At 40.4% G+C, this 26,025-nt stretch carries 32 protein-coding genes; 3 read left to right on the plus strand and 29 right to left on the minus strand.

Going from position 1 to position 26,025, the window contains the following annotated elements:
* Positions 1 to 34: 34 nt before the first annotated feature.
* Together nosZ and CVS86_RS01435 are read right to left on the minus strand one after the other, a co-directional pair.
* Positions 35 to 2,623, minus strand: a complete 2,589-nt coding sequence (gene nosZ / locus CVS86_RS01430) for a Sec-dependent nitrous-oxide reductase (protein WP_107790748.1) — start codon at positions 2,621 to 2,623, stop codon at positions 35 to 37.
* Between the two features lie 12 nt (positions 2,624 to 2,635).
* Positions 2,636 to 3,454 carry an ATP-dependent protease gene (locus tag CVS86_RS01435; protein WP_107790749.1) on the minus strand — a complete coding sequence of 273 codons (819 nt, stop codon included), beginning with the start codon at positions 3,452 to 3,454 and terminating at the stop codon, positions 2,636 to 2,638.
* Between the two features lie 417 nt (positions 3,455 to 3,871).
* Between CVS86_RS01435 and moaC the strand changes: the two genes are divergently transcribed.
* Genes moaC through CVS86_RS01450 form a run of 3 tightly spaced genes read left to right on the plus strand, consistent with a single transcriptional unit; the run spans position 3,872 to position 5,837 of the window.
* Entirely contained in the window at positions 3,872 to 4,348 is a 477-nt protein-coding gene (gene moaC, locus CVS86_RS01440) for a cyclic pyranopterin monophosphate synthase MoaC (RefSeq protein ID WP_199906504.1), read from the plus strand.
* The gene (locus CVS86_RS01445) at positions 4,323 to 4,589 is read left to right on the plus strand and encodes a DUF493 domain-containing protein (protein WP_103607085.1); all 267 of its coding nucleotides are present in this window, start codon (positions 4,323 to 4,325) and stop codon (positions 4,587 to 4,589) included. Before moaC ends, CVS86_RS01445 begins: the two co-directional genes overlap by 26 nt.
* 9 nt (positions 4,590 to 4,598) lie before the next feature.
* A complete protein-coding gene (locus CVS86_RS01450; RefSeq protein ID WP_107790751.1) occupies positions 4,599 to 5,837 on the plus strand; it encodes a hypothetical protein in 1,239 nt (412 codons plus the stop codon).
* Between the two features lie 68 nt (positions 5,838 to 5,905).
* Here CVS86_RS01450 and CVS86_RS01455 read toward each other — a convergent pair whose 3' ends face one another.
* From CVS86_RS01455 to rplF, 27 genes are all read right to left on the minus strand, one after another.
* On the minus strand, positions 5,906 to 6,700 hold the full coding sequence (locus tag CVS86_RS01455; protein WP_002941660.1) for an undecaprenyl-diphosphate phosphatase: 795 nt from the start codon (positions 6,698 to 6,700) through the stop codon (positions 5,906 to 5,908).
* 58 nt (positions 6,701 to 6,758) lie between these two features.
* On the minus strand, positions 6,759 to 8,669 hold the full coding sequence (gene tkt, locus CVS86_RS01460; protein WP_107790752.1) for a transketolase: 1,911 nt from the start codon (positions 8,667 to 8,669) through the stop codon (positions 6,759 to 6,761).
* 107 nt (positions 8,670 to 8,776) lie between these two features.
* Positions 8,777 to 9,676, minus strand: coding sequence for a polyprenyl synthetase family protein (locus CVS86_RS01465; protein ID WP_107790753.1), 900 nt, complete (start codon positions 9,674 to 9,676; stop codon positions 8,777 to 8,779).
* Positions 9,673 to 10,782 carry a PDZ domain-containing protein gene (locus tag CVS86_RS01470; RefSeq protein WP_107790754.1) on the minus strand — a complete coding sequence of 370 codons (1,110 nt, stop codon included), beginning with the start codon at positions 10,780 to 10,782 and terminating at the stop codon, positions 9,673 to 9,675. The genes CVS86_RS01465 and CVS86_RS01470 overlap by 4 nt, the downstream gene beginning before the upstream one ends.
* A complete protein-coding gene (locus CVS86_RS01475) occupies positions 10,779 to 11,093 on the minus strand; it encodes a YbaB/EbfC family nucleoid-associated protein (RefSeq protein ID WP_002941513.1) in 315 nt (104 codons plus the stop codon). The genes CVS86_RS01470 and CVS86_RS01475 overlap by 4 nt, the downstream gene beginning before the upstream one ends.
* A gap of 3 nt (positions 11,094 to 11,096) precedes the next feature.
* Positions 11,097 to 11,444 carry an aspartate 1-decarboxylase gene (gene panD / locus CVS86_RS01480; RefSeq protein WP_107790755.1) on the minus strand — a complete coding sequence of 116 codons (348 nt, stop codon included), beginning with the start codon at positions 11,442 to 11,444 and terminating at the stop codon, positions 11,097 to 11,099.
* A gap of 2 nt (positions 11,445 to 11,446) precedes the next feature.
* Positions 11,447 to 12,730: a UDP-N-acetylmuramoyl-L-alanyl-D-glutamate--2,6-diaminopimelate ligase gene (locus CVS86_RS01485; protein ID WP_107790756.1), complete on the minus strand. Its 1,284-nt coding sequence runs from the start codon at positions 12,728 to 12,730 to the stop codon at positions 11,447 to 11,449.
* A complete protein-coding gene (locus CVS86_RS01490) occupies positions 12,708 to 13,262 on the minus strand; it encodes a histidine kinase (protein ID WP_103557797.1) in 555 nt (184 codons plus the stop codon). The genes CVS86_RS01485 and CVS86_RS01490 overlap by 23 nt, the downstream gene beginning before the upstream one ends.
* Positions 13,249 to 13,524: a NifU family protein gene (locus CVS86_RS01495; protein ID WP_002941565.1), complete on the minus strand. Its 276-nt coding sequence runs from the start codon at positions 13,522 to 13,524 to the stop codon at positions 13,249 to 13,251. The genes CVS86_RS01490 and CVS86_RS01495 overlap by 14 nt, the downstream gene beginning before the upstream one ends.
* Before the next feature lie 136 nt (positions 13,525 to 13,660).
* Positions 13,661 to 14,581, minus strand: a complete 921-nt coding sequence (locus CVS86_RS01500; protein WP_107790757.1) for an ABC transporter substrate-binding protein — start codon at positions 14,579 to 14,581, stop codon at positions 13,661 to 13,663.
* A gap of 75 nt (positions 14,582 to 14,656) precedes the next feature.
* Entirely contained in the window at positions 14,657 to 15,349 is a 693-nt protein-coding gene (locus CVS86_RS01505) for an ABC transporter ATP-binding protein (RefSeq protein WP_107790758.1), read from the minus strand.
* Positions 15,346 to 16,095, minus strand: a complete 750-nt coding sequence (locus CVS86_RS01510) for an ABC transporter permease (RefSeq protein WP_107790759.1) — start codon at positions 16,093 to 16,095, stop codon at positions 15,346 to 15,348. Before CVS86_RS01510 ends, CVS86_RS01505 begins: the two co-directional genes overlap by 4 nt.
* Positions 16,092 to 16,703, minus strand: coding sequence for a hypothetical protein (locus tag CVS86_RS01515; protein ID WP_107790760.1), 612 nt, complete (start codon positions 16,701 to 16,703; stop codon positions 16,092 to 16,094). Before CVS86_RS01515 ends, CVS86_RS01510 begins: the two co-directional genes overlap by 4 nt.
* 104 nt (positions 16,704 to 16,807) lie before the next feature.
* Entirely contained in the window at positions 16,808 to 17,782 is a 975-nt protein-coding gene (locus CVS86_RS01520; protein WP_107790761.1) for a hypothetical protein, read from the minus strand.
* Between the two features lie 879 nt (positions 17,783 to 18,661).
* Entirely contained in the window at positions 18,662 to 19,018 is a 357-nt protein-coding gene (gene rplQ / locus CVS86_RS01525) for a 50S ribosomal protein L17 (protein WP_002941584.1), read from the minus strand.
* A gap of 11 nt (positions 19,019 to 19,029) precedes the next feature.
* On the minus strand, positions 19,030 to 20,046 hold the full coding sequence (locus tag CVS86_RS01530; protein ID WP_107790762.1) for a DNA-directed RNA polymerase subunit alpha: 1,017 nt from the start codon (positions 20,044 to 20,046) through the stop codon (positions 19,030 to 19,032).
* A gap of 14 nt (positions 20,047 to 20,060) precedes the next feature.
* On the minus strand, positions 20,061 to 20,687 hold the full coding sequence (rpsD, locus tag CVS86_RS01535; RefSeq protein WP_002941501.1) for a 30S ribosomal protein S4: 627 nt from the start codon (positions 20,685 to 20,687) through the stop codon (positions 20,061 to 20,063).
* Positions 20,688 to 20,712: 25 nt separating this feature from the next.
* On the minus strand, positions 20,713 to 21,105 hold the full coding sequence (gene rpsK / locus CVS86_RS01540; RefSeq protein ID WP_002941551.1) for a 30S ribosomal protein S11: 393 nt from the start codon (positions 21,103 to 21,105) through the stop codon (positions 20,713 to 20,715).
* A 22-nt stretch (positions 21,106 to 21,127) separates the two neighbouring features.
* Positions 21,128 to 21,496 (minus strand): 30S ribosomal protein S13, encoded by a 369-nt coding sequence (gene rpsM / locus CVS86_RS01545; RefSeq protein ID WP_012140556.1) that lies wholly within the window; start codon positions 21,494 to 21,496, stop codon positions 21,128 to 21,130.
* A gap of 3 nt (positions 21,497 to 21,499) precedes the next feature.
* Entirely contained in the window at positions 21,500 to 21,613 is a 114-nt protein-coding gene (gene rpmJ / locus CVS86_RS01550) for a 50S ribosomal protein L36 (RefSeq protein ID WP_002941545.1), read from the minus strand.
* 189 nt (positions 21,614 to 21,802) lie between these two features.
* Positions 21,803 to 22,021, minus strand: coding sequence for a translation initiation factor IF-1 (gene infA, locus CVS86_RS01555; protein ID WP_002848031.1), 219 nt, complete (start codon positions 22,019 to 22,021; stop codon positions 21,803 to 21,805).
* A 32-nt stretch (positions 22,022 to 22,053) separates the two neighbouring features.
* Complete coding sequence (gene map, locus CVS86_RS01560; protein WP_107790763.1) at positions 22,054 to 22,812, minus strand: type I methionyl aminopeptidase; 759 nt, start codon at positions 22,810 to 22,812, stop codon at positions 22,054 to 22,056.
* A gap of 1 nt (position 22,813) precedes the next feature.
* Positions 22,814 to 24,076: a preprotein translocase subunit SecY gene (gene secY / locus CVS86_RS01565; RefSeq protein ID WP_009295263.1), complete on the minus strand. Its 1,263-nt coding sequence runs from the start codon at positions 24,074 to 24,076 to the stop codon at positions 22,814 to 22,816.
* Positions 24,076 to 24,477: a 50S ribosomal protein L15 gene (gene rplO / locus CVS86_RS01570; RefSeq protein ID WP_002941506.1), complete on the minus strand. Its 402-nt coding sequence runs from the start codon at positions 24,475 to 24,477 to the stop codon at positions 24,076 to 24,078. Before rplO ends, secY begins: the two co-directional genes overlap by 1 nt.
* 15 nt (positions 24,478 to 24,492) lie before the next feature.
* On the minus strand, positions 24,493 to 24,936 hold the full coding sequence (gene rpsE, locus CVS86_RS01575) for a 30S ribosomal protein S5 (RefSeq protein WP_002941646.1): 444 nt from the start codon (positions 24,934 to 24,936) through the stop codon (positions 24,493 to 24,495).
* 15 nt (positions 24,937 to 24,951) lie between these two features.
* Positions 24,952 to 25,308, minus strand: coding sequence for a 50S ribosomal protein L18 (gene rplR / locus CVS86_RS01580; RefSeq protein WP_002941658.1), 357 nt, complete (start codon positions 25,306 to 25,308; stop codon positions 24,952 to 24,954).
* Positions 25,309 to 25,318: 10 nt separating this feature from the next.
* A complete protein-coding gene (gene rplF / locus CVS86_RS01585; RefSeq protein WP_002941606.1) occupies positions 25,319 to 25,855 on the minus strand; it encodes a 50S ribosomal protein L6 in 537 nt (178 codons plus the stop codon).
* Positions 25,856 to 26,025 lie beyond the last annotated feature (170 nt).

Here is a 26,025-nt window from a genome sequence, read left to right on the forward strand (position 1 = left end):
TAAAATTTAAAAGGGGCAAAAATGCCCCTTAAAACTACATACCTGCGTTTTCATCTATCCATTTTAGATACTCGATGATATTTTTGATCTCTTCGTCATTCATATGCTGATTTGGCATTCTAAGTTTAAAGAAGTCAATCATCGCTTTAACGTAGTCATCGTTATAGAATTTAGCAGGATCTTTTATGAAGTCTGCTACCCATTTTTCGCCATTTTCATGTCTTAGTAAGACGCCAGTTAGATCTGGACCTGAGCTTACTTGACCGATAACGTGGCAACCATTACATCCGCCTTTTAGATAAGCCTCTTCGCCTTTTGAAGCAGCTGGGCTCATCGGAGTTGCGATCTCTTTAGCTAGGTTGTTTTTAGCTCTTAGACCAACGTCGGCAGTTTTTACCATGTATTGCCATACTTGATACTCCCAAAGGATAGCGCCATTTACGTCGCCTTTTTTGTAAGCTTCGTCAGCTTTAGTTTTTACCTCTTTGATGTGGCCGTATTGATCAAGTGCGTCATCAACCAAAGCTTTTACTTTTGGATATTTCTCATAATGTTTCTCTTTTAGGTATTTAACAACCTCTTGGATAACATCATCAGTTGCTTTGTTAGTTGCGATTACTTTGTCGTACTCGGCTTTTAGAGCTTCTGGGCTTAGAGTTTTTAGCTTGCTATTTTTTGCAGATTCATATTTTTTATTTGGATCTTTAACAAGCAAATAACCCATCATCTCTAGGTGAAGTGCTGAGCAAAACTCGGTGCAGTAGTATGGGAAGACGCCTTCCATATCAGCTACGAAATTTACTGAAGCAGTTTTACCAGGCTCTAGTGAAGCGTGGATGTTGTAAAGGTCGATGCCAAAGCCGTGAGTCTCATCTTGTGCGCGCTCTAGGTTTGTTAGGTGAATTGTTACATTATCGCCTTTATTTACCTCGATGTGCTCTGGGTTGATGTGGCTTCTGATCATTGTTGCATAGACAGTTACGTTTTTGCCGTTTCTCTCAACTCTTTCTTGACCAGCTAGAGTTGCGTATGGGCTAGCCTCGCCTGTTCTTGAGTTTGTACCCATGTTGTAAGTAAGCGCTGGAGTTAGTTTGCTAGCAGCTATTGAAACAACATCGTGTGGCTCACCAAGTGGGATAGGCATATCATAGATTAGCTCCATTTTTGGACCATTGATGTCGATTAGCTGGTGGTTTTGTGGGTGCAAAGGACCAACTGGGTTGAAGCGATCGATTGAAAGTTTATCAAGTGCGATTGCATATTTGCCAACTGGTTTTGCTGATTTGCCCTCCATTGTATCAAGGTGGCCGATATTGTAGTGAACATTTATCTTATCAAGCACTTTTAAATTTTTATAGTCCCATTTTACGATTTGACTATCAACGTAAAGTGAAGTATAAAGTACGCCATCTTGTGAGTCAAATGATGTATGTAGTGGTCCAAGGCCTAGTTCGACTTGTCCGTGCATTGACTTTTCTCTATCTAAGATAGGTATGCCGTATGGGTCAGTGCCAGCGTACTCTTTTTTGTCGATTAGCTCTTTGATCTTTTTAAAGTCATAAACTGATGCGTGAGTATCAAGCTTGCCACCAACGATGATGTATCTGCCATCTGGTGTTACGTCACAACCGTGTGGGCTCTTTGACTCTGGGATCAAAAATAGTGCTCCAGCTTTAACAGCAGCCTCTATCGTGATCACTCTGTGACCATTTACAACTTTGTAGTTTTTCTTATCCTGTGCAAGTTTTTCTAAAATTTGCCAGTTATAAACGTGTAAGAAGTCAGTATCATTTCTACTAGCACCTGCCTCAAATGGGGGAAGACCTTTTTCGATACCACCTGTATACATCTCACTATTTATTGAGTTTGTAAAGCCCCAGCCGTAGCTCTCGCCCTTACCAGCGTCGCTTAGGTCTTGCCAGTATGGAGGAAGCTCAAGTGAGAAAGATGCTTTCTCGTCGATCTTGCCTTTTGGATAGTCAAATTTCCAAAATGTCACAGCGCCTCTATAGACAGCTTCGTAGTCGTCCATTGAGTGATAGTTATCATCAAGTGGAGCTGCGTACTGGCTAGCTTCGATGACGTACTCGCTGTTTGGAGTGATGAAGCTACCGCCGTGCTCACTCTTCATGATAGGGTTTACGACCATTTGAGTTGTCTCAAAGTCTTTTAAATTTATAACAGCGATCCTTGGGTTTGCCTTGTCGTTGATAAATAGATAATCACCAACATACTCACCATTTTTCTCAGTGAAATTTGGGTGATGCGTATCACCCCAAGTTATCTCTTTGCCCCTGATGTTGCCTTGTTTTAAAACAGCTTTTGACTCATCGTCATAGCCATATCCTTGCCAAGGCTCTGGGGTGAAAACGCCGATGTATTTGTAAATTCTCATCGACGGAACGCCATAAACTAGCACTTGACCACTCTGCCCGCCAGATGAAAAGACGATGAAATCATCTTTTTTACCGCTTGGCTGGTAAGTCTTAGCAGCTGCAAGGACATCTTTTTCGCTTAGCCCGCGCTCTTTCATGACTTTTTCAAGGTCACTACTAGCAGCACAAGCAGCAGTTAAAGATAGCCCAAGCAGTGCAGCACTTGCGACACAAAATAACTTTTGCATTTACTCTCCTTTTTAAAATGAATTTATCTCTAAACTCTTTGTCTTATTACCTAGATCCACGCCAATAAGCACGTTTTTATCTATAAAAATTTCTTTTATCTCGCCGCTAAAAAGCTCTTTTTTACCCTTTAGCTTAAAGCTTTTGTCAAATTTATAGATCACTCCGTCCTCACTAGCTACCAAAACCTCATCTCCCGCGCAAGCAAGAGCTGAAATTTTAGATCTTAAAACTTGCTTTTTAGCTCCACTTTTAAGATCTAAAATTTCTCCGTTTCTAAAGCCTATGAAAATTTCATCATCGCTAAATTTACAAGCGCTCACTGGCGCAAAGCCAACGCTTTTTTGCTCTTTTGCGTTAAGCTTGCTATCAAGCAAAAATGCCTTGCCATTAAAGCTTGTAAAAAACACTCCCTCACCAAGCGGTAAAAAGCTAGAAATTTTATAAACATTGTTAAAATTTTTTGATATAAATTTCTTTGGGCCCTTGTCAAAAATAGCGATCGTTACGACATTTGCCATATCGCAAGCGACGTAAATTTTCTCTTTATCTAGCAAGATATTTGAAACATTACAGCCAACATTTGGCAGAGCAAATAAAAATTCCTTCTCGCTAGCTACCTTTACGATCTCGTTGTTTAAATTTGCAACGTAAAAAGAGCTCTCATCAAAAGCACATCTTTGATCTTTGTAAATTTTCTCCTTTAGTACTAGGCTTTTTGTCTCGCCATCTTTTACATAGATGATATTTTGACTATTTTCATCGACGAAGCAGCCCTTACTCTCAGCAAAAAGCGCCATCAAAGATAAGCTAAGACATAGCAGAAATTTCATTATCTAGGTTGCTTTCATCGTAAATTTAAAATTAACAAAAATATACATATTCATATCTTAAAAGCAAATTAGAAGTTAATTTGTTTTCTTAAGCTTTTAAAGAAAAATATCAATAATTTTTTTTAAATTTTGCTATTTACAATAAATAGACTTTGGAATTTAATGGATAGAAATATATTTTTGATAAAATTTATTATCTATAAAAATTCGTATTTTAGGCTTTCTTTGCATTAAAAATTTAAATTATAAATATTTCTTTAAAAAAATTATTTAAATTATATAATTATATTAAGAAATGAAAAATTTCTCTTGCGTTTTGAGCGAGGGCTAAATTTTAGATTTTTGATATTTTTTGCTTAAATTTGCTGATAACTTAAATTTGTTTAAATAGGCTATAATCCACCAAAAAAAGGAGAGATAATGCTAACACATTTAGATGAAAAAGACCGTCCAAAGATGGTCGATGTAAGCCCAAAAGATCCAACTAAAAGAGTAGCAACTGCTAGTGGGATCATCAAAATGAGCAAAGAAGCCTTTACGGCGATCAAAGAAAACACAGGCAAAAAAGGCCCAGTCATACAAACAGCCGTTGTCGCTGCGATAATGGGCGCTAAAAAGACAAGCGAGCTAATACCTATGTGCCATCCACTGGCCATTTTGGGCGTGGATTGTGACATCGAGGAGCTGCCTGAAATTTGCGCTTTTAAGCTTTTTGTGAGTGTCAAGATAGAGGGCAAAACAGGCGTCGAGATGGAGGCGCTAACAGGCGTAAGCGTGGGACTTCTTACTATTTATGATATGGTAAAAGCCTTAGATAAAGGTATGGAGATAGATAACATCGTACTAGAGAGCAAAACAGGAGGCAAAAGTGGCGAGTATATGCGATCTAAATAATAAAAAACCAAAGATCGACTACCCAACACACTGGGAGTACAAAGTGATCTTTGATGCGAGTGATGAGGCAGAGGCAAAGGTGAAAGATATAGTAAAAGATAGGGAATTTAAGCTAGTTTTTTCTAAATTTAGCAAGGATAAAAAGTACGCGAGCTATGATCTAACCGTGCTAGTTTTGAGCGAAGAAGAGAGACTGGAGATATTTTCAGCCCTAAAACACGAAGCAAAATACGTTTTATAAGGTAAAAATATGGATAAACTTGAGCAAAATTTACGTGATTATAAAGATAGCGAGGGGCTACTAACTAGCATAAAAGCTCTTTGCAACGACTTTTTTAAGGACGTCTCAGACAAAGATGAAAACGCACTGCCTGATCTTTTGAAGCAAAAGATGAACGAGCTTTACAACAAGATGGACAAAGAGAGCCTCATAAATGCCAAAAATCTAAAAAGCGCGATGGAGGGGATAAATCAAGCTCTAGTTAGCGGCGAAGAGAAGGAGCTTTATGAGCTATTTGATAAAAGAGATGAGATAAATAGAGCCATCGAGGCAAAGCGTGAAGAGATAAAAAATAGGCTAAAAATTTCATTTGAAGCGGCTGAAGAGGTCGTAAAAGATAGAAATTTTGGCGAAAAAGAGGAAATTTTAGAGCTCTTAAACAATGCGATCATTAGAGAAACGAGAATGCTTGGCATCTTAAAAGAGGGCGCTCAAATCGCCTTTCTAACGACGCTTGAGGGCGCAAAGGACGTAGAAGAGACCGCTGGCGCGATAGCTAAAAATATGACCTATTCTGCGATAAGAGGTGGGGAGTTTAGCAAAGAGCGAATGTTTGAAATTTCAAAAAATATCATCAGTGCAGCGGGGAATTTAGCAAATGAGGGGCACATCTTTGCAAAAGAGCTCATAAAAGGCGCGATAAATGGCACAAGAGATGGCATTTTAAGAGCTATTGAAAAGCTAAAAGATGAGGCTAAATTTGCTCCAGACGAGCTAAGGCTGAACTCACAGCTTTTAAATTTAAAAAACGTGGATGAAGAGTTTATAGCGCTTCTTAAAGAGCTTGAAAATGAATTTGACGGCGTGGCTAAAAGTGAGATCGAAAGCGTGATAAATAGCGAGCTTGACACAAATCTAGCAAAATTTAAACGCATAAGCGATCAAGCGATGGAGCAGATCAGCTCAAGGCTTGAAGAGCTAAAATCAAACGGCGTTGCAAAGCTTGTGAGCGAGGCAAACAATAAATTTGAAGCTCTAAAGCAAGAGCTAAACGACAAGAGCAAAAAGCTAAAGCTAAATTTTGACGCAAACGATAAGCTTGAAGGCCTCAAACAAGATATCGCAGAGTTTGAGAAAAAAGCAAATGATAAGCTTGAAGACATCAAACAAATGGATATAAAATCAGAAGCTAAGAAATTTGGTGACAGAGCATATCAAGCCGCAAAAGACTTCATAAACGTCATAAAAAAAGATAAAAAAGAGGAGTAAATTTGCCAAGCTTTTTGGCAAATTTATCATTTTGGCTAGGTCTTAGCCTAGCCTTTTACAACTTAAATTTATAAAAACAGATAGAGCAAAAACGCACCCAAGATCAAGCGGTAGATGACAAAAGGAAGCATCCTGATCCTTGAGATGATCCCCATAAATAGCTTCACGCAGATATAAGCACTAACTGCACTTATGATGACGCCAAGGGCGATGTCGCTCCAAGGAAGCGCGTTTGGATCTTTTATAAGCTTGATACTCTCAAGTCCGCCAGCTAGGATGATGACAGGTATCGAAAGTAAAAATGAGAAATTTGCACTGCCTTTGTGGCTAAATCCTAAAAAAAGTGCCGCTGTCATCGTTATGCCTGATCTTGAGACGCCAGGGATGAGCGCCACAGCCTGCGCTAAGCCTATGATGAGAGCAAATTTTATGGTCATTTCGTATTCGCTTTTGTTTGTTGAGCGAAGATCAGCAAAGTAAAGTGCGATACCAAAGATGATCGTTGTAACTGCGATCACAACGCCGCTTCTTGCGTACTCTTCGATCACGTTGTTAAACAAAAGCCCAAAGATGCCAACTGGGATAGTGGCAAATCCAACGCACCAGACAAGCAGGCTATCGCCCACCATCTTTCGTTGCGCGATCGAGGCAAAAAAGTCGCGAAGTAGCTTGAAAATCGTATCTTTAAAATAAAAAAGTATCGCGCTTAGCGTACCAACATGCACTGCCACGTCAAAAGCAAGCCCTTGATCTGGCCAGCCAAGTAGTTTTGGTACCAAGATGAGATGAGCTGAGCTTGAAATAGGCAGAAATTCGCTTATGCCTTGCACCAAGGCCAAAACGATAACGTGAGAAATTTCCATAAAATGCCTTTTTTGATTGTAGATTGCAGTTGGGGATTTTACTCCCCAAAGTTAAATTTTATATAAGTTCGCTAGCAAAATTTGCAAGCTTTTGCGGAGTAAATCCGAAGTGATCAAATAGCTCATTTGCCTTGCCACTGGCGCCAAAGCTGTTCATGCCATAAACTGCGTCGGCAAATTTATACCACTCATAGCCAGTTGCGGCCTCAACTGCGATGATCGTTGTATTTTTATCTAAAATTCTAGCCACATACTCAGCTGGCTGCTCGCAAAGCAGGTCAAAACAAGGCGCTGATACGATATTTGCGCCGATACCTTGCTCAGCTAGAATTGCAGCTGCTTTTACGCAGAGTGAGACCTCGCTGCCACTTGCTATAAATGTTATCTTCGCATCTTTTGCCGAGCTTAAAAGATATGCGCCGTTGCTAACCTCGCCAAATTCGCCTTTTGCAAGTGGCTCAAGCCCTTGGCGGCTAAGCACAAATGCACTTGGAGCGTTTAAATTTAGCGCCGCATGCCAGCTAGCTGCGTTTTCGTTGCCATCAGCTGGGCGGAAAGTGTAGAAATTTGGCATAGCTCTAAATGTGCTAAGCTGTTCTATTGGCTGGTGTGTCGGACCATCTTCGCCAACGCCGATGCTATCGTGTGTGAAGACAAAAAAGTGCTTGATGCCCATTAGCGCTGCTATCCTCGCACTTGGCTTTAGATAGTCGCTGAAGATGAAAAATGTCGCTGAAAATGACAAGAAAAGACCGTATCTGGCGATGCCATTGTTGATAGCTGCCATGGCGTGTTCTCTGATGCCGTAGTGGATATTTTTGCCATTTGGGAAGTCGCCCATGCCCTTTAGCTCAGTCTTGTTTGACGGAGCAAGATCAGCGCTACCGCCGATAAAGCCAGGGAGTTTTTTAGCTATCTCATTTAAAATGACGTGGTTTGTATCTCTTGTGGCTAGCTTTTTGTCGCTAAAGTCTGGGAATTCGATCTTGCTAAAGTCTGGATTAAGAAGTGAGTTTAATAAATTTTTGCCCTCAATACTTAACGCATCAACCTTTTTGTTCCACATCGCCTCTTCAAGATCGCCCTTTTCAACTGCACCTCTAAATCTTAAAAGCACGTCCTCGTCGATAGCAAATTTCTTCTCAGGGTCAAAGCCAGCTGCGGCCTTTGCCTTTTTGATGATCTCTTCGCCAAGCGGTGCGCCGTGGCTGTGGTGGCTGCCCTCAAGCTCCATTGCGCCGCGCGCTATGTGTGTGTTTGCGATAATGAGATATGGTGACTCTTTCTCGCTTGCTTGTTCAAGTGCAAATTCGATCTGGTTGTAGTCGTGTCCGTCGATGCGTGCAACCTCCCAGCCCTGCGCCTCAAACCTTGCCTTGACATCCTCGCTAAATGCGATCGCTGTGTCGCCCTCGATCGTGATGTTGTTTGAATCATAAATGAGCACAAGGTTATCTAGTCTTAAATTTCCGGCTATCGAACATGCCTCGTAGCTTATGCCCTCTTCAAGATCGCCGTCGCCGCAAAGACAGTAAATTTTATGATCGATTATTTTATTATCTGGCTCATTTAGCACGTTTGCAGCGTATTTTTCTGCCATGGCAAGGCCAACTGCATTTGCTACGCCTTGACCAAGCGGGCCAGTAGCCATCTCAACGCCTGGAGTGTGAATTTCTGGGTGTCCTGGAGTGTTTGAGCCAAGTTGGCGGAAATTTTTAAGCTCATCTAGGCTTAGATCGTAGCCGCTTAGGTGCAAGAAGCTATAGACCAAGCTTGATGCGTGACCACCGCTAAAAACGAGCCTATCTCTGTTTAGCCATTTTGGATTTTTAGGGTTGTGTTTTAAAAAGTTGCTTAAAACCACCATGATATCGGCTAGGCCCATAGGAGCACCTGGGTGTCCGCTGTTAGCGTTTTGCACCATATCAGCGCACAAAAATCTTATAGTATCGGCTTGTTTTTTTAGCATATGATCTCCTTTTATTGCGTCAGATTATACAAAAAAGTGATTAAAACTTGCCTTGCGTTTTTACCCAAAATGTCTAAAAAGTGATATAAATTTACGAAATTTACGCGCTATCTTAGGTGCTTGTCTGTAAGCTCTAAGATCATTTTTGCGATATTTGCATCTATCTGTTTTAGTGCCTCTTCTATCTCGCAAATAAGCTCATCTTTTTTCTTTTTTGCGCCAGATAGACCAAGCAAATTTGTAAATGAGTTTTTCGCTAGGTCGTTATGCACGGGCTTTCCAGCGGCCGCTTCGTCGCTTGTAAGATCGATGATATCGTCTTGTATCTGAAAAGCAAGCCCAAGCTTTAAACCGATATCATAAATTTTCTCGCACTCTGTTTCGTCTAAATTTACTATCACAGCGCCCATTTTTAGGCTAGAAGCGATGAGCTTTGCGGTTTTGTGGATGTGTAAAAAGACTAGCTCATCAAGGCTTAGCATCTTGCCAGAGAGACCAAATTTAGCCTTTGCTCTTTTGATGTCCTCTTTGTTTGTATTTTCAAAAAAACAATCAAGCGCCTGACCTAGCACCATGCCGCTAACGCCAGCATTTTCGCTTAAAATTTCCACGCATTTTATGCGTGTTTGAGCACTCAGATCAGCACGTGAAATTTCATAAAAAGCGTGCGTATTTAGCGCATCTCCTGCAAGTATCGCGGTAGTCTCGTCGTATGTGACATGAAGCGTTGGTGTGCCACGTCTTAGGCTTGCGTTATCCATCGAAGGCAGATCGTCGTGTATGAGCGAGTAGGTGTGCATCATCTCAAGCCCCAAAGCCACTCTCATCGCCTTTTGCGTGAGGCTTTTATCCACATTTTCGACCACGCCAAGAAGCAAAAGCGCCCTAAAATGCTTGCCTCCAGCCTTTAGCATAACGCCAAGCGCCTCCTCGTAGTAAGGGTGAAAGCCAGACGCCTTTGGCAAATTTGCGTTTAGAAATTTTACAAACTCCTCAAGTAGGCTCATTTTGGCACTCTTGCAAAGAACTGAAAGTCATTTCTACTAAATAAAAGCACGAAATTTTGCAGGTCGCTTATCTTTTCTAAAAGCTCCTCGCGGTCGCTCACGCTCTCTTTGTTGTAGCCCAAAATTTTATCGCCGATCTTTATGCCAAAAATTTCCGCATTTGACTTTGGCTCGACCTTGGTAACTACTAAATTTTTATCGACCGTGATACCATAATCAACCAAAATTTTATCATCAAGCAAGCTCTCAGGCGACTTTGGCATGACGTTTAAATTTGGCAGATCAAGGCTTGAAGGGGCATTTATCTCAAGGCTTTGGTTAAATTTCACCTCGCCGCTTACTGGCACTTGAAAGAGTAGCTCCTGCCTATCACGCTTCACGATGATGTCAAGCTTCGCGCCCTTTGGAGCAAAAAGCACCATCTCGTTTAGCTCTCTTAGGCTCTTTGGCTTGATGCCATTTATCGCAACAAGCTCATCATCAACCATCATCATCTTGCCGCGGCCCAAAGGATCAACAAGACCCACAAAGAATTTATCCTCTTTTTGCAAGAATTTCACGCCGATATCGCCGTAATAGACGTCATCGTAAGATACAAAGTGCTTTAAATAGCGATTTGGTATAAATTTATCAGCTCCAACAGCTATGCCTATCATCTTGCAACAAGGCGTGTTTATCTCGCCAGTCGCGTTATACTCGAAGCTTAGCGTGTCAAAGTCGCCTAAATTTTGCCCTAAAGACTTGATGTGACCCATGACGGTGTTGTTTGAGTCGTTTAAAATTCCAACCCAAGTGCTCTTTTTGATACGCTCTTCATTAGTCTCATCAGCCATCACGACAGGGCTTAGCTCCTTGCTAGAGCGTACCAAAAAGAGCTGCAAATATGGGTCAAATTTGACATATTCACCAAGTGGAGCACCATCACTTTTTGGCACTGCGATCAAATTTTTAGTGATAGCCACGCCAAAGTGTTTATTAACTGAGACGATTGAGTTTTTGTTCTTTTCAAAGCAGGCGTTAAAGTCCTCTTGTGTAGGCCTAGGATCGGCGTTTAAGCAAAGTGCTGATAGCAAAAAAGCAAGGGCAAATTTATAATTTAGTCTCATTTTATCCCCATCGAAGCAAGGCCGCCAAGCATCCTTGAAGCGGTGTTTTTCTTATCGGCCTCAACTGATTTTAGCACGTCATTTACGGCGCTTATTAGCAAAATTTGCATGCTCTCTTTATCTTCAAGCAAGCTATCATCTATGCTGATATCAAGTATCTCGCCGCTGCCGTTTGCTCTCACGCTTACTAGTCCGCCGCCGCTTTTTGCGCCAAATTCTTTATTTTTGCTCTCTTCTTCCATCTGCTTGGCTTGCTTTTGCACATCTTCAAGCATCTGCCCCATCTTTGAAAAGTCAAATCCCTCAAACATCGCCTACTCCTTTATGATCTCGTTTTTGTTATTTACGTGCACGATGGTTGGCTTAAATTTCTTAGCCTTTTTAAATTTCATACTAGCATACGCCACGATGATGACCACGTCGCCAATGCAGACCTTTCTAGCAGCTGCGCCGTTTAGGCAAATTTCGCCTTTTTTGCCCTTTATCACGTATGTGGCAAATCTCTCGCCATTATTTACATCTAAAATTTCAACCTTTTGATTTTCTATCAAATTTGCAGCCTTTATAAGCTCCTCGCCGATGCTTACCGAGCCAACATAGTTTAAATTTGCGTCTGTTACGACGGCCCTATGGATCTTACTAGCTAAAATTTCTATATTCATTTTTACCTCTTTAAAAGCTCTTTTACTACTTCTTTGTCGCTAAATGGGTGCTTGACGCCCTTTATCTCCTGATATGGTTCGTCGCCTTTGCCAAGTATGACTAGCGCCCAGCCAGGCTCTAGCTTGCTAATGGCTAGTGCGATCGCCTCTTTGCGGTTGGCGTTTCGTATCAAATTTTCATTTTGGCTCATGCCAGCGCAAATTTCATCGATTATGCTCTCTGGCTCTTCGCTTCTTGGATTGTCGCTTGTGACTATGCAAATTCTTGCGTATTTTTGGGCTATCGCTCCCATTTTAGGGCGCTTTGTCCTATCTCTGTCGCCGCCTGCGCCAAAGACTGCGATCAAATTTAGATGTCTAAGCGAGTTTAGCACCTTTTCGATGCCATCTGGCGTATGGGCAAAGTCCACGATGACTAGCGGATCACTGCTAACGACCTCCATCCTGCCGCTCACGCCTTTAAATTTACTTATCGCCTTTGAAAGTGCGGCTGCCTCTGGACGCTCTAGCAGGCAAACAGCGCCAAGGGCTGCGATTAGGTTGTAGAGATTAAACTCGCCTTGAAGGCTTGAGTCTATCTCCACATCGCCATTTGGCGTCTTGATAACTGCGTCTATGCCGTCCTTTAGCCCATAAACTATCGGCGCAAAGCTAGCTGGCTTTTTGATCGCGTATGTATAGGCGTTTTTTGGGTTAAATTTAACGCCGCCATCATCAATGTTTATGAGCTTTACGCTCTCATCGTCAAAAAAGCTTGACTTTACCCTAGCATACTCCTCCATGCTCTTGTGGTAGTCTAGGTGATCTTGCGTTAGGTTTGTAAAAATTTTAAGAGCAAATTTTAAGCTCTCTATGCGTTTTTGAGCGATCGCATGCGAGCTAACCTCCATCACGAAGTACTCACAGCCCTGCTCGCTGGCTACTTTGAGGTATGAGAGCGTCTTTAAAATGGCACTTGTCGTAAGTGCCTTGTCATCTATCTGCTCGCCCTCTATAAATGCCCCTCTGGTGCCACTTAGGCCGCATTTTTTACCTAAATTTCGCAGGGTCTCGTATATAGCCGCAGCTGTCGTGGTCTTGCCATTTGTCCCTGTGATGCCAACTATCTTTAAGCTTTCATCGATCTTTAAAAGCTTTTTGCACTCTTCAAGAGTGATTATCTTAGCGCCATTTTTTACAGCTGCCTCTGCAAATTTCGCATTTGCAGTGGTTTGCACAAAGTATGCACCCTGCTCGCACTCGTTTGAGTCATCTGTTATGAAGCTATTTTCTACTGATATTTTCATCGTTTTGTCTTTTTTGTATCTCTTTAAAAAGCTGATCTATACGCTCGTCGCCGCCAAACATCACCGCCGCACTCTCAAGGTAGTTCATACTCATATCGATGAAGTCATTTTTTATCAAATTTCCTAAAAATTCCAAAAAGTCGTCTTTGTTTGAGATCATCACTTTGGTTGAGAACATGATGTTTTCAAAGACCTTTTTAAAGCTGCCGTCCTTATAAACAGCCCTTTTAAAGTCCTCGTAGCTGATCGCATCTTGCTCTTCAAAATACTCGCTCTCCTCGTCTCTGGACTCTAAAATTTTTAAAATTTCCTCCACGCCCTCGTCGTCCTCGCCGGCTCTTACCTTAGCCATGTAGTAGTCAAACAAGAGCTTTGCCTCCTCGGCATTTTCCTCGCCAAGAGAGCAAATTTGTATCAAAAATAGCAGATCCTTCTCGCGTGTCTTTTCGTAGGCTAGCGAAAAGTAAAAGATCGCATCTTTAAATTTAGAGCGTTTAAAGTGCTTTATGCCTACTTTTTTATAATCCATCAATGTTAAATTCCTCGCCTATTGGGACGTTTATGACCTCAAGCTCTGGATGAATGTCTATGCGAAGCTGCCTTTCGATGCCGTATTTTAGCGTGGTCGTGCTGGCTGCACATCCGTGACAATGCCCTGTAAGCCTTACGTAAATTTTGCCGTTTTTTATGCCAAGTAGCTCCATGCCGCCGCCGTCATTTTCAAGCATAGGCAGCACCTTTTGCAAACTCGCAGTCACTGGCTTTAAAAGCTCTTCATCACTAAATGGGATCATATTTTTTCCTTAAATTTTTTAGCTATTATAGCAGATAAAGTGCAAACAAACGTTTTCTAGGCTTTTACTGGTGGCGTTTTGGCTTTAAATTTTGGTGGTTTTTTGTAAGAAAAAAGGGCAAATTTGCCCTTTAAATTTAATTTAGTAGAAGTGATTTTATATCGATTTTATGCTCTATCATCTTGCTTTCAAGCATAAATTCTTGCGTAGCCTCAAGCGCTTTTATATCATCAGCCGTAATCTTTGAGCTAAAGTCGTACTGAGGATACATGCTCTTTACCGCCTCTATGCTTAGCCCAGTCTCTTCAGCTGTAAATTTAAGCGCCTCGTCCTCGTTTGCCTTTATGTAGTCTAAAATTTCGTCCTGAGCCTTTTTAAATTTCTCAACTACATCTTTGTGCTTTTTATAAAACTCTCCGCTTGTTGCCGTGACGATGACTGGAGTGATGACGCCTTTGCCGGTTGTCACTACATTTAGGCCTGATTTTTGAGCGTTGTAGGCTGCTGGTCCTGCAAGAAGCGCTGCATCGACGCTGCCGTTTTCAAGTGCCGCTTGCGCAGCTGGGATACCCATAGAGATGAACTCTACGTCGTTTATGCTAAGCCCTCCAAGAGCTAGGTATCTCACCAAAAGCTCATTTAAGATAGTGCCTTTGGGGCCTGCTACTTTTTTGCCTTTTAGATCTTTTGGCGACTTGATCTTTTGGTCCTTAGAAAATATCACAAAGGCTTCAGGTGCCCTTGAGTAGGCACTTATGATCTTTATATCAGCCTTATTTGCAGCTGCAAGTATGACCGAAGTGCCGCCCACGCAGTTTAGAAACTGGAGCGAATTTGAAGCGAGCGCTTGCGTTTGCTTAGCACCTGAGGTGATCTCGGAGTACTCGACTGGCACGCCAAAAGACTTCGCGTAAAAGCCTTTAAATTTATCGACGATTGATGGGACGTTTAGCGGCGATTTGACGTAGGTCATGCCGATCTTATCTAGGCCATCGCTTGCGTTTGCGACTAGACAAAGCAAAGAGGCCGCACACAAAACCTTAAAAAACTTTCTCATACTTACTCCTTTTAAAAATTTTCAAGATTATATAATCTTTTACTTCATTTTGGTTTTAATTATCATTTTATTTACCTAAATTTCACTCAAAATTTTGCGTTTTATCGCTATTAGCTCCTCGCTTAGCAGATCTCTTGGCCTTGCTAAATTTGATAGATCATAGTTTGACTTTATCCCGCCCTTTTCAAGCAAGATGATCTCATCAGCCAAAAATAGCGCCTCGTCGATGTTGTGAGTGACAAAAAGGATGGTTTTGCCAGCTTGTATTTTTAGGATTTCAGCTTGCATGCTAGCTCTCGTAAAGGCATCAAGCGCGGCAAATGGCTCGTCCATTAGGATCAAATTTGCCTCATACGCAAGCACCCTTGCAAGCGAAACGCGCGAGCTCATGCCACCAGAGAGCTGCGAAACTGCGGCAAATTTAAAGTCGCTAAGCCCTATCATCGATATCAAACTATCGATCTTTGAGGCTTCAATCTCCTGCTTTTTAAGAGGAAAAACGATGTTTTCATAGACATTTAGAAACGGCATGAGGCGGGGCTCTTGAAAGACAAAGCCGATCTTTGCTTGCTCTTTAAATTTTATCTCCCCCTGACTTACGCTCTCAAGGCCTGCGATAAGGCGTAAAAGCGTCGTTTTACCACAACCGCTTCTACCAAGTATGACGGTGATCTTATCTTTTTTTATGCTCAAATTTAGCTCTCTTAAAACGTCGATCCGCTTTTCGCCTATAAAAAAGTGCTTGTATAAATTTGAAATTTCTATCATTTTTCACCTCGCAAAAGGCTAAATTTCGCTATCAAAAGCAAAAAGAGCCTATCTATGAGCACGCCGCAAATGCCGATCGTAAAAATGCCCACAAATATCCTATCCGCGCGTGAAAGCTCCTCTGCATCAAGGATTAAGTAGCCCAGCCCGCTTGAAGCTGCTATCATCTCCGCTCCGATGATCGCGCGCATGGCATAGCCAAAGCCTATTCGCATGCCGACAAAGATATCTTTTAGCGCGCTTTTTAAGATGATCTTGTAAAAAATTTCAAATTTACTAAAGCCAAAAATTTTGCCAACCTCGATGAGCTTTATATCGCAGCTAGTTAGCCCCTTTTGGATACTTAAAAACATCGGGAAAAACGAAGCTAGGATGATAATGATGATCTTTGGCGTCTCGTTTATACCAAACCAAAGTACCAAAATGGCTATCAAACTAAGCGGCGGGATGTTTCTAAAAAACTCCAGTATCCACTCGTAATAAACGCTGATCTTTGGCAAAAGTGCCGCTATGCCGCCAAGCACGAGGGCTAGGGCAAACGAGAGAGCATATCCTGCAAATATACGTTTAAAGCTGATAATGGTATGCGTAGCAAGCTCACCGCTTAGGCTCATGCTATACATCGTCTTTAGCGTAGCTAGCGGACTTGGCAAGATATATGGCGTGAAAATTTCTAGCTCGCAAACGACCTGCCAGATGGCAAAGATCGCTAGGATTAAAACACTCTTTTTTAAAATTTCCCTCACAGTCCATCTCCGTTGTGACAGCCATTTTCGCAGTATAAAAGCTCGATGATCTGGTAGTTTTTAAGCTCGCTAAATTTATATGAAAGGGCGTTTTTTATCTTTTCTACGCTGCCAAGACTTAGGGTCTTTACGCCCAAATTTGTAAAAAAGCCCGGTGGTATAGGGCTTACCCCTAGCCTTTTCATCTCTAAATTTATCTCGTTTTGCTCCCTAAAGCTTTTCCACGTCAAAAATGTGGTTCGCGCTAAATTTAGCCCCCTGCCAAGCTCTGCCAGATCCTCACAGGGCGTCGTCACGTAAAGCCACTCGTCCTCTTTTAGCTTTGAGCTAAGCTCCATGGCACTTTCTATCAAAATGGGGTTTAAATTTGAGATGAGAGCAGCCTGCTCTTTGAAATTTGCCCTGATGAAATTTACAGCCCTCGGACAGCGACTATCAAGGATGAGCTCCTTTTTCGCAAGGTCGTTTTTGTATGCGTTTTTGACGATATTAACGTGGTCTTTTTCGCACTCTACTACGCTAAAACCTTTCTCTTGCAAAATTTCTTTAAGCGCTGCAAAGTCGTAGATGTTTTTTACAACAGGATTTAACCAAACCACTTTTTTCATTAGAGCTCCCGTCAAATTTAAAGCAAAATGTAATAATTAAAATCAAAATTGTATCACTTGAAAGTAAAAAGATGGCTTTGGAGGTTAAATTTGCAGGCAAATGGCTAGACTTTTACATCTAAATTTCGCTTTTTCTGGCTTTTCTCCATCAGTTTTAGTATATCTATGCCGTTTTTTTCAAGGCGCATTAGCTCCTTAAGGTAGGCAAATTTCTCATCTTTATTGATATCGTAGGTCGCTAGCTTCTCGCTTCGGCCGATCACTGAGGCATAGACCTTGTTGCCGTCAAGCTTGTCAGTATTTTGTACATTGTAAAGTGACAGCACGCCCTCTATCACCTCTTTAAATTTTGCCCCGCTCTTCATGCCAGCCTTCATCAGCGTTAAAAATCTCTGCCTGCTCTCATCGTCAGTGAAATTTATACTTTGCATTGTCTCATATTCGATCGGTGGCTTGTTTGTGCTAGTTAGCATTGAGATAGCCTTCTTGCCTATCGTAATACTCTCCACGCCGACCCTCTCGCCAAGATATTGCCTCAGCGCATAGTCCAGCCACCTATCTTTAAATTCTTCTACGCTCATGTTCTTATCAAGTATCTCAAAGCCCTCCACATGGCTCTTGTGTCTAAGTCCGAGCAAGGTGCCGCTATCATCTTTTGACGTGTACTCTTTTGCGAAGAGATCGACGTTTGTTGGATAGTATCCGATGATCGATTCGTAAAGCCTTCCAAAACCAAGCGCCTCGGTCTGACTAACAAAACTTTTAAGCTCGTTTATCTCATCTTGGCTCATTTGCTTGTCGTATCCCATAAGTTTGCCCCAGATGCTTATCTTGCCATTAGCGGCCATGCCTGTGAGCGAGTAGTCTTTAGCAAATTTTAGTGGCTCATCATCTTTGCTAAATTTGCTCTCGCTCGCGTTACCTAAATTTATCTGATTGGTGTTTTTGGCTAATTTTTGAGATGATAAAATTAAGGAATTTTCGTCCGCACTAGGCTTACTACGGCTAGCGCTTTGCTCTCTAATGTTTTGAAAGCCGCTATATAAATTTACATTAGCTCCATTTACGCCACCTATCATCTCAAATCCTTTGTAAGATAGTTAAAACAAATATCGTCTTTTTCAGAGTAAAATTTAGAAATTTGTAGAGTTTGACTTGTAAATTTAGGCTGACTTGGGACTGGATAAATTTGAATATTTTAGAAGACTGGAATTTAGAATTTACTTTGTAGAATTTGCATCTATCGGTTTTTATTGTATCTAGTCTATATATTCGGTTTTGGATTTATCATATACAACTCTTTTGTCATACCATAGGCTATTTCGGATCAAATTTACACTTCTTCTCTGCCACCGCAACCACATTAGTCAAGCTCTTTTTGTAGTCTATCAAAATTTAGAATTTTGCAACTTTTTGGATTATAAATTTTAAATTTGTTTTTTTGAATAATTTAAATTTGAGATAGTTCGTCTGGATAATTTACTCTGCTTTTGGTTTTGCATTTTAAATATATAGCCCTTAATCCTAAAACTTCGCAAAATAGCTTATAAATTTGACCCAGAACCACTCAAAATAGAAATAACCCGCCTAAAGCAAATATCACAAAAAATCAACGAAGTAAAATTTAAAAACTACTAGATCTAAATTTAGAAATTTATGGTGTTAGCTTTGAAATTTAATAGATAAGTTGAGCTAGAACTTTAAAACCTAATTTTGGAGAAATTAAAAAGTGTCTGCTTGCGTTTTTTGTGCTTTAAAACCGCTATAAATTTACTTACACCAACTATTTTAACCTATCGCAGTAGCTCATCTAAAAGCCACAAAATAAAATTTACAATGCTCCAACTTGTAAATTTGCCACAGTCCAAGATGGATAAATTTAAAACAAAATTTTTAAAAAAATAAACGTAAAAAGATAATTTTAGAAATAAAAGAGAGCCAGATAGGCTCTCTGGGGATTATTCAGCTACTAGCTCTATATAAGCCATCTCAGCTGCGTCGCCTCTACGAACGCGAGTTTTGATGATTCTTGTATAGCCACCGTTGCGCTCTTTAAATTTTGGAGCTACTTCAGTAACTAGCTTATTTGTAGTCTCTTTGTCTTGCAATGAAGCAAATACTGCTCTGTGAGCGTTAGAGTCGCCCTTTCTAGCTCTTGTGATAAGCTTTTCAACATAGCTTCTAAGCTCTTTTGCTTTTGGTAAAGTTGTCTCTATCTTTTCGCTTTTGATGATAGCTATCGCTAAATTCTTAAGCAATGCAGATCTATGAGATGACGTTCTACCAAGTTTGCGATATCCGTGTTTATGTCTCATCTATTGTCCTTTTATTCTTTTGCACTCATTTGTGATTTTAGCTCGGTTATTTTCTTTCTGAGTTGCTCTTTGCTATCTTTTAACACATCGACACCAACTGGATAGCCTATCTCTTCCATAACCGCTTTTATCTCTTCAAGAGATTTTTTACCTAAATTTTTAAGCTCTTTAAGCTCATTTTCATCCATCAACGCAAGCTCACCGATAAATCTAATATCGGCTTTGTCAAGGCAGTTAAAACTTCTAGCGCTTAAATTTAGATCTTCTACACTAGAAAGTAGCTTTGAGAACTCGCCGCTTGCGCTTGAACTAGCAACTGGGGCGCTGACATCAATATCTAAAATTCCTTTAAATACTGACATTTGTTGATACATAGCTTCTAAACAATTTTTAAAAGCTTCTATCGGACCTACTTGACCATCTGTTGTTATCGTAAATACAATCTTCTCGTAGTCTGGGTCGTCTTCAACCAAGACGTTTTGTATCTCATAAACTGCTTTTTTAACAGGTGTAAAGAAAGCATCTAGTGCGATATACTCGTCTTCGATCTCTTCTCTGATCTCTTCACTAGGAACATATCCGATACCTTTTTGGATGATAACTGAGAAATTTAACTCAGCATCTTCGTTGATGGTTGCAAGATATGCATCTGGATTAACGATCTCAACTAGGTCGTTATTTAGGTCAGCTCCAGTTATCTCTTTTGGTCCTTTAAAGCTATACTCTATAACTTCACGCTCGCTGCCGCTTTTTAATTTAAATCTGATCTTCTTCAAATTTATAATAAAAAAAGCCACGTCTTCAAGCATGCCGCGCATACTATCAAATTCGTGACTAACGCCTTTTATCTTTACACCGATAGGAGCAAAGCCTACTGTGCTTGTGTAAAGAAGACGGCGTAGTGGGTGAGCCAAAGTAACAGCATAACCTGCTTCAAAAGGATATGCTGTAATGTTAGCGACATTTTCGCTAACACTTTTAACTTCTATTTCAGTTGGCATATAAGCTGATGTAGTAATCTTTCTCATCTTTATACCCTCTATTATTTTGAGTAAAGCTCTACTATAAATCTTTCCTCAACAGGAATGATAACCTCTTCTCTTTCTGGATTTCTAGTAAAAATTCCAAATTTTTTCTCTTTTTCCACGTCTACCCATGCAACGATGCCAGTTTGAGCTGTAAGATCGATCGCACGAACGATTTGTGGATTGTTTTTAGATTTCTCAGCAACTTCTACTTTAGAGCCCGGCTCTACTCTGTAAGATGGGATATCCACTCTCTTGCCATTTACTAAAATATGTCCGTGAGTTACTAGCTGGCGAGCAAAACGACGAGTCGTTGCAAAGCCCATTCTGTAAACAACATTGTCTAATCTCTGCTCTAGTAGTTGAACCAAAAGAGCACCAGTGTTGCCCTCGCGGCGTGCTGCTTCTTGGAACAATCTTCTAAATTGTTTCTCTGAAACACCATACATAAATTTAGCTTTTTGCTTCTCACGAAGTTGTAAGCCATATTCGCTTATTTTTGCTCTTCTTTGTCCATGTTGTCCTGGTGCATAAGGTCTTTTTTCTAAAGCACTTTTACCAGCAAGTCTTCTTTCGCCTTTTAACGCAAGAGACACACCAAGACGTCTTTCTAATTTTTCAACAGGTCCTGTATATCTAGCCATAATAATTTCTCCTAATTTTCTCTAATTATACGCGGCGGCGTTTTGGCGGTCTGCAACCATTGTGTGGCAAAGGTGTGATATCTTTGAAGAAAGTTACTTTTATACCCTCTACACCACCTACACTCTTAACAGCCGTTTCACGTCCGCTACCTGGACCTTGAACCTTAATGCCAACTTCTTTAATGCCGTGCTCTTTTGCTTTATTTAAAGCATCTTCTACGGCTTGTTGAGCTGCATAAGGAGTTGATTTTTTACTACCTTTAAAGCCTAAGCCGCCTGCACTACTCCATGCAATAGCATTTCCCATCTCATCAGTTACAGTTACCATAGTATTGTTAAATGTTGCACTGATATAAACGATACCTTTGGCTATGCTTTTTCTAACTACTTTTTTCTTAACAATTTTTCTTTTCGCCATTTATTATCCTTTAACCCTTGCCTTACTTAGTAGCCGCACCGACAGTTTTACGTCTGCCTTTTCTGGTTCTAGCATTAGTTTTAGTCTTTTGACCACGAACAGGAAGACCTTTTCTGTGGCGAAGACCTCTATAACTTCCAAGATCCATAAGAGCTTTGATATCCATAGCAACTTGTTTTCTCAAGTCACCCTCAACGACGTGGTGCTCTTGAATTTCTTTACGGATAGCTGCTGCTTCGTCTTCGCTAAGCTCATAAACTCTCTTATCATAAGAAATTCCAGCTGCGTCAAGAATTTGACGAGATTTGTAAAGACCTATACCATAGATATAAGTCAAACCATACTCTATTCTCTTTTTGTTTGGTAAATCTACACCTGCAATACGTGCCATGCCTTATCCTTGTCTTTGTTTATGTTTTGGATTTTCGCAGATAACACGAATTATGCCACTACGTTTGACAATTTTACATTTGTCACACATCTTCTTTACAGAAGGACGAACTTTCATTTTAGTCTCCTAAAAATTTATTCCACTTTTTTAGGGGCTGCATCAGGTCTAAAGAAATAATTTAAACCAACTATTTTCAAAATAAGTGGGGAACTTTGAAAATAATTCTTCATACAGCTTTTCGCAAAGCTTGGATTTTATCCAAAACCAGCTTTAAATTTACTTAGCATATTTGCCAAGAGCCTAAATTTACTTATATCTATAAGTGATCCTGCCCTTGTCTAGGCTATATGGCGTAAGTTCTACTTTTACGCGGTCGCCAGGCATTATCTTTATATAATGCATTCTCATCTTTCCGGCGATATGACATAAAATTATATGTTTGTTGTCAAGCTCAACTTTAAAAGTTGCATTTGGCAGTGCTTCAACAACATTTCCATCAATCTCAATGACATCGTCTTTTGCCACAAACTCTCCTTTCTTTAAATTTGCTATAAATTTTACTCTTGGCTTAAAATTTCAGCTTTGCCATTAACTATCGCCATGCAATGCTCATAATGGCTAGTTCTCAAACCATCTTTTGAGGTTACTTTCCAGTTATCGCTTCCTAAAACTGGCGTGCCATCTTTTTGGCAGATCATCGGCTCTATACAAAAAACCATTCCCTCTTTTATCTTTGGCCCAGCTTTTGGGTTGTTTCCTTCAAGATAGTTTGGAATTTCTGGCTCTTCGTGTGGCCTTTTGCCTATGCCATGACCGCAATATCCGCGCAAAGGTACATAGCCTCTGCCTACTATAAATTTCTCAAGCTCGTAGCTAATCTCTTTAAAGTGCATACCAGCTCTTATATAGTCGATCGCAAAATATAGTGCGTCTTTTGAGCAAGCGATCAAAGCTTCGTCTTCTTTTGAAATTTTACCAACTCCAAATGTCCTAGCCGAGTCACCAAAGTAACCATCTAAATTTGAACCAATATCTACACTAACGATATCGCCCTCTTTTAGCTTGTACTCATTTGGAATTCCGTGGATTACCACTTCATTGACGCTTATGCAAGCTGCATTTGGAAAGCCGTAAAGCCCTTTAAAGGCCGGTTTTGCTCCAGCAGCTCTTATCATATCTTCGCAAATTTTATCTATCTCAAGAAGTGAAATTCCAGGTTTTATGATCGTAGAAACGTGATCAAGTGTTCGAGCGACGATCTTGTTCGCCGCTCTCATTTTCTCTATCTCAGCTGGTCTTTTTAGCGTGATAGCCATTTTATAGACCTACTGCACTTAGAGTTTGGTATTTGTTTGTATAAGACTGAGCTTCTATACGTCTCATCGTATCAAGTGCTACTGAAACTACGATAAGAACTGATGTACCACCAAAATAAAATGGTACGCCCATAGTCTTTACAAGTACCCAAGGTAATGTTGAAATGATACCCAAGTACAAAGCTCCACCTAAAGTTAGCCTGCCAGCTACTTCATTTAGATAGCTAGCTGTGCTCTCGCCTGGTCTAACACCTGGGATAAATCCGCCTTGTTTTTTCAAATTTTCACTTATATCTTTTGTGTTAAACACGATAGATGCATAGAAAAATGCAAAGAAGATGATAAATAAAAATGTCAAAACGTTAAACATATAGCCATTTGGACTTAAAAAGTCGTTGATAGCCTGGATTACTGGATTTGTGCTAGCCTGTAAAATAGTACTTGGAAACATCAAAATCGCACTAGCAAATATCGGTGGGATAACGCCACTTAAATTTACTTTGATCGGTATATAGTTCATTATACGTTTGTTTTGATTTTCCATTATCACTTTTCTTGAGTAAGAGATAGGGATACGTCTTTCGCCCATCTCGACAAAGATAATAGCGCCAATAGTCGCTAAAATGATCACCAAAATAGCGATGACTGTTAGGAAATTCATCTCAGAAGTATTTACCAAATTTACAGTTCCGCCGATCGCACTAGGTATGCCAGAAACGATGCCCGCAAAGATGATAAGACTTATACCATTGCCTATACCGCGCTGCGTGATCTGCTCACCTATCCACATAAGTAGCATGGTGCCAGTTAGCATAGATACAGCAGAGATCGCGATAAATAAATTCATATCTATCATGATAGCTTGCTCGCCACCACGACCGCTTAAGCTTTGAAGTCCGATAGAGACGCCGATTGATTGTACAAGAGTGATAACGATGGTCGCATAACGTATGATTTGCATATATTTTTGCATACCGTCGCGCTCTTTTTTCATCTGACCTAACTTTGGAAATGTCGCTGCTAGAAGCTCCATGATGATCGAAGCTGTGATGTAGGGCATGATGCCCAGAGATATGATACTTAAACGCTCAGCGGCCTTACCACTAAACATATTAAATAGACCCAAGGCGTTGCTATTGTTTGAATTGAAAAATTCTTTAATTACGTCGACATTAACACCAGGAACTGGCACATAAGCCAGTATCCTGTATGCGAACAAAAATGCCAACGTGATTAAAATCTTGTTGGTCAGTGTTTTATCCATTATTTTGTTCCGCTAACGCTAACGTTCTCGTCTTTGATCTTTGAAGCAAGAGCTTTTGCGCTTGCACCGATTAGTTTTATCTTAGTAACGCTCTTTGAAATTTTATGAACGCTAGCTATTGTTGCGATTGAAATTTCTGCAAGCTCTTTTATAGCTGCGATCTTTTCAACATTGATAACATAAGGTTTTTCAAATTTAGAAGCAAAGCCTACCTTTGGAAGACGTCTTTGAAGTGGTTGTTGTCCGCCCTCAAAGCCTCTTTTCTCATTGTAGCCTTTTCTTGCTCTTTGACCTTTGTTACCTTTGCCAGCAGTTTTACCATTGCCACTGCCTTGACCACGACCTATTCTTTTAGTTGCATGAGTTGAACCTGCAGCAGGTGTTAATTTTTCTAATGCCATCTTAACTCCTTTCTCTTAGCTTTTTAGCAAACTAAGTGCTTTTATAGTAGCACGAACGACGTTTGCTGAGTTGTTTGAGCCAAGTGATTTAGTAAGGATATCCTTAATACCTGCAAGCTCGATAATAGGACGCGCACTACCACCAGCGATAACACCAGTACCTTCGCTAGCTGGGCGAAGTAGCATTCTACTTGCGTTGTATTTTACCTCTACATCGTGAGGGATAGTTGTGCCCTTGATCTTAACGTGGATAATATTTTTAAATGCGTCGTCAATCGCTTTTCTCATCGCATCTGGTACCTCTTTAGCTTTGCCATATCCAAAGCCAACTAGGCCATTTCTATTACCAACAACAACTAAAGCTGTAAATCTAAATCTACGACCACCTTTAACAACCTTTGTAACCCGACCGATATCGACGATTACTTCTTCAAATTCTTCTCTATTATATTTTTCCATCGATTTTCCTTTGGGTTATAGCTTGATGCCATTTTCTCTTAAAGCTTCAGCAAATGCTGCGATAACGCCATGGTATAAATAACCATTTCTATCAAAAATTGCAACATCTATCTTCTTAGCTTTCAAAGCCTTAGCAAATTCTTTAGCTAAAGTGACCGCACCTTCTTTATTTGCTTTTATGCCTATTTTTCTACCATCAACTGCAGCTAGTGTAGTAGCTGTAACGTCGTCAATCGCTTGAACATAAAGAGTTCTGTTTGATTTGAAAATAGAAACTCTTGGGCAAGTTGCAACACCAGAAATTTTACCTCTGATTCTTCTTTTTCTCTTAATTCTAAGAGCGATTTTTCTTTTTAGTACTTTTGCTGTCATTTACCGCTCCTTACTTCTTAGATGTCTTGCCCGCTTTGCGGATGATACGTTCTTCTAGATATTTAACACCCTTGCCTTTATATGGCTCAGGTGGTCTAAATCCTCTAACTTGAGCAGCCACTTGACCTACTACTTGTTTGTCGTCACCTTTGATAGTAATAACGTTTTTATCAACGCTAGCTTCAACGCCTGCTGGTAGCTCATAGTTGATAAGGTGTGAAAAACCAAGAGAAAGCTCTAAAATTTTACCTTTTGCAGCTGCTTTGTAACCAACACCGTTGATCTCAAGCTGGCGAGTAAAGCCATGAGTGATACCAGTTACGATGTTGTTAGCAAGTGCTCTATATGTTCCCCAGTAAGCTCTGCTTTGGCGATCTTCGCCCTTTGGAGCAAAAACTATATGACCATTTTCTATCTTGACATCAACGTGACCTTTTGTGTCAAGCTCTTTTAAGTGATTGCCCTTTTTAAATTTTAGGACATTATTTTCAACGCTAACGTCTACACCACTTGGGATAGCGATAGGCTGTTTTCCAATACGTGACATTTTTTTCCTTTACTTGTCTAGGGTGTTCCTACATTTACGAATAAACACCACAATGCCGTAAATTTGATCGTCAAATTTGACGAAACCTTCATTTGAATTTCTAAATTTAGCTTTGGCGAAATATAAAATTTCACCTAGCTAAAAAGAAATTTTAACCTTAAGCTATAAGG

Origin of the sequence: Campylobacter concisus, from assembly GCF_003048605.1 — a bacterium.
In the GTDB taxonomy this organism is placed as follows: Bacteria; Campylobacterota; Campylobacteria; order Campylobacterales; family Campylobacteraceae; genus Campylobacter_A; species Campylobacter_A concisus_BM.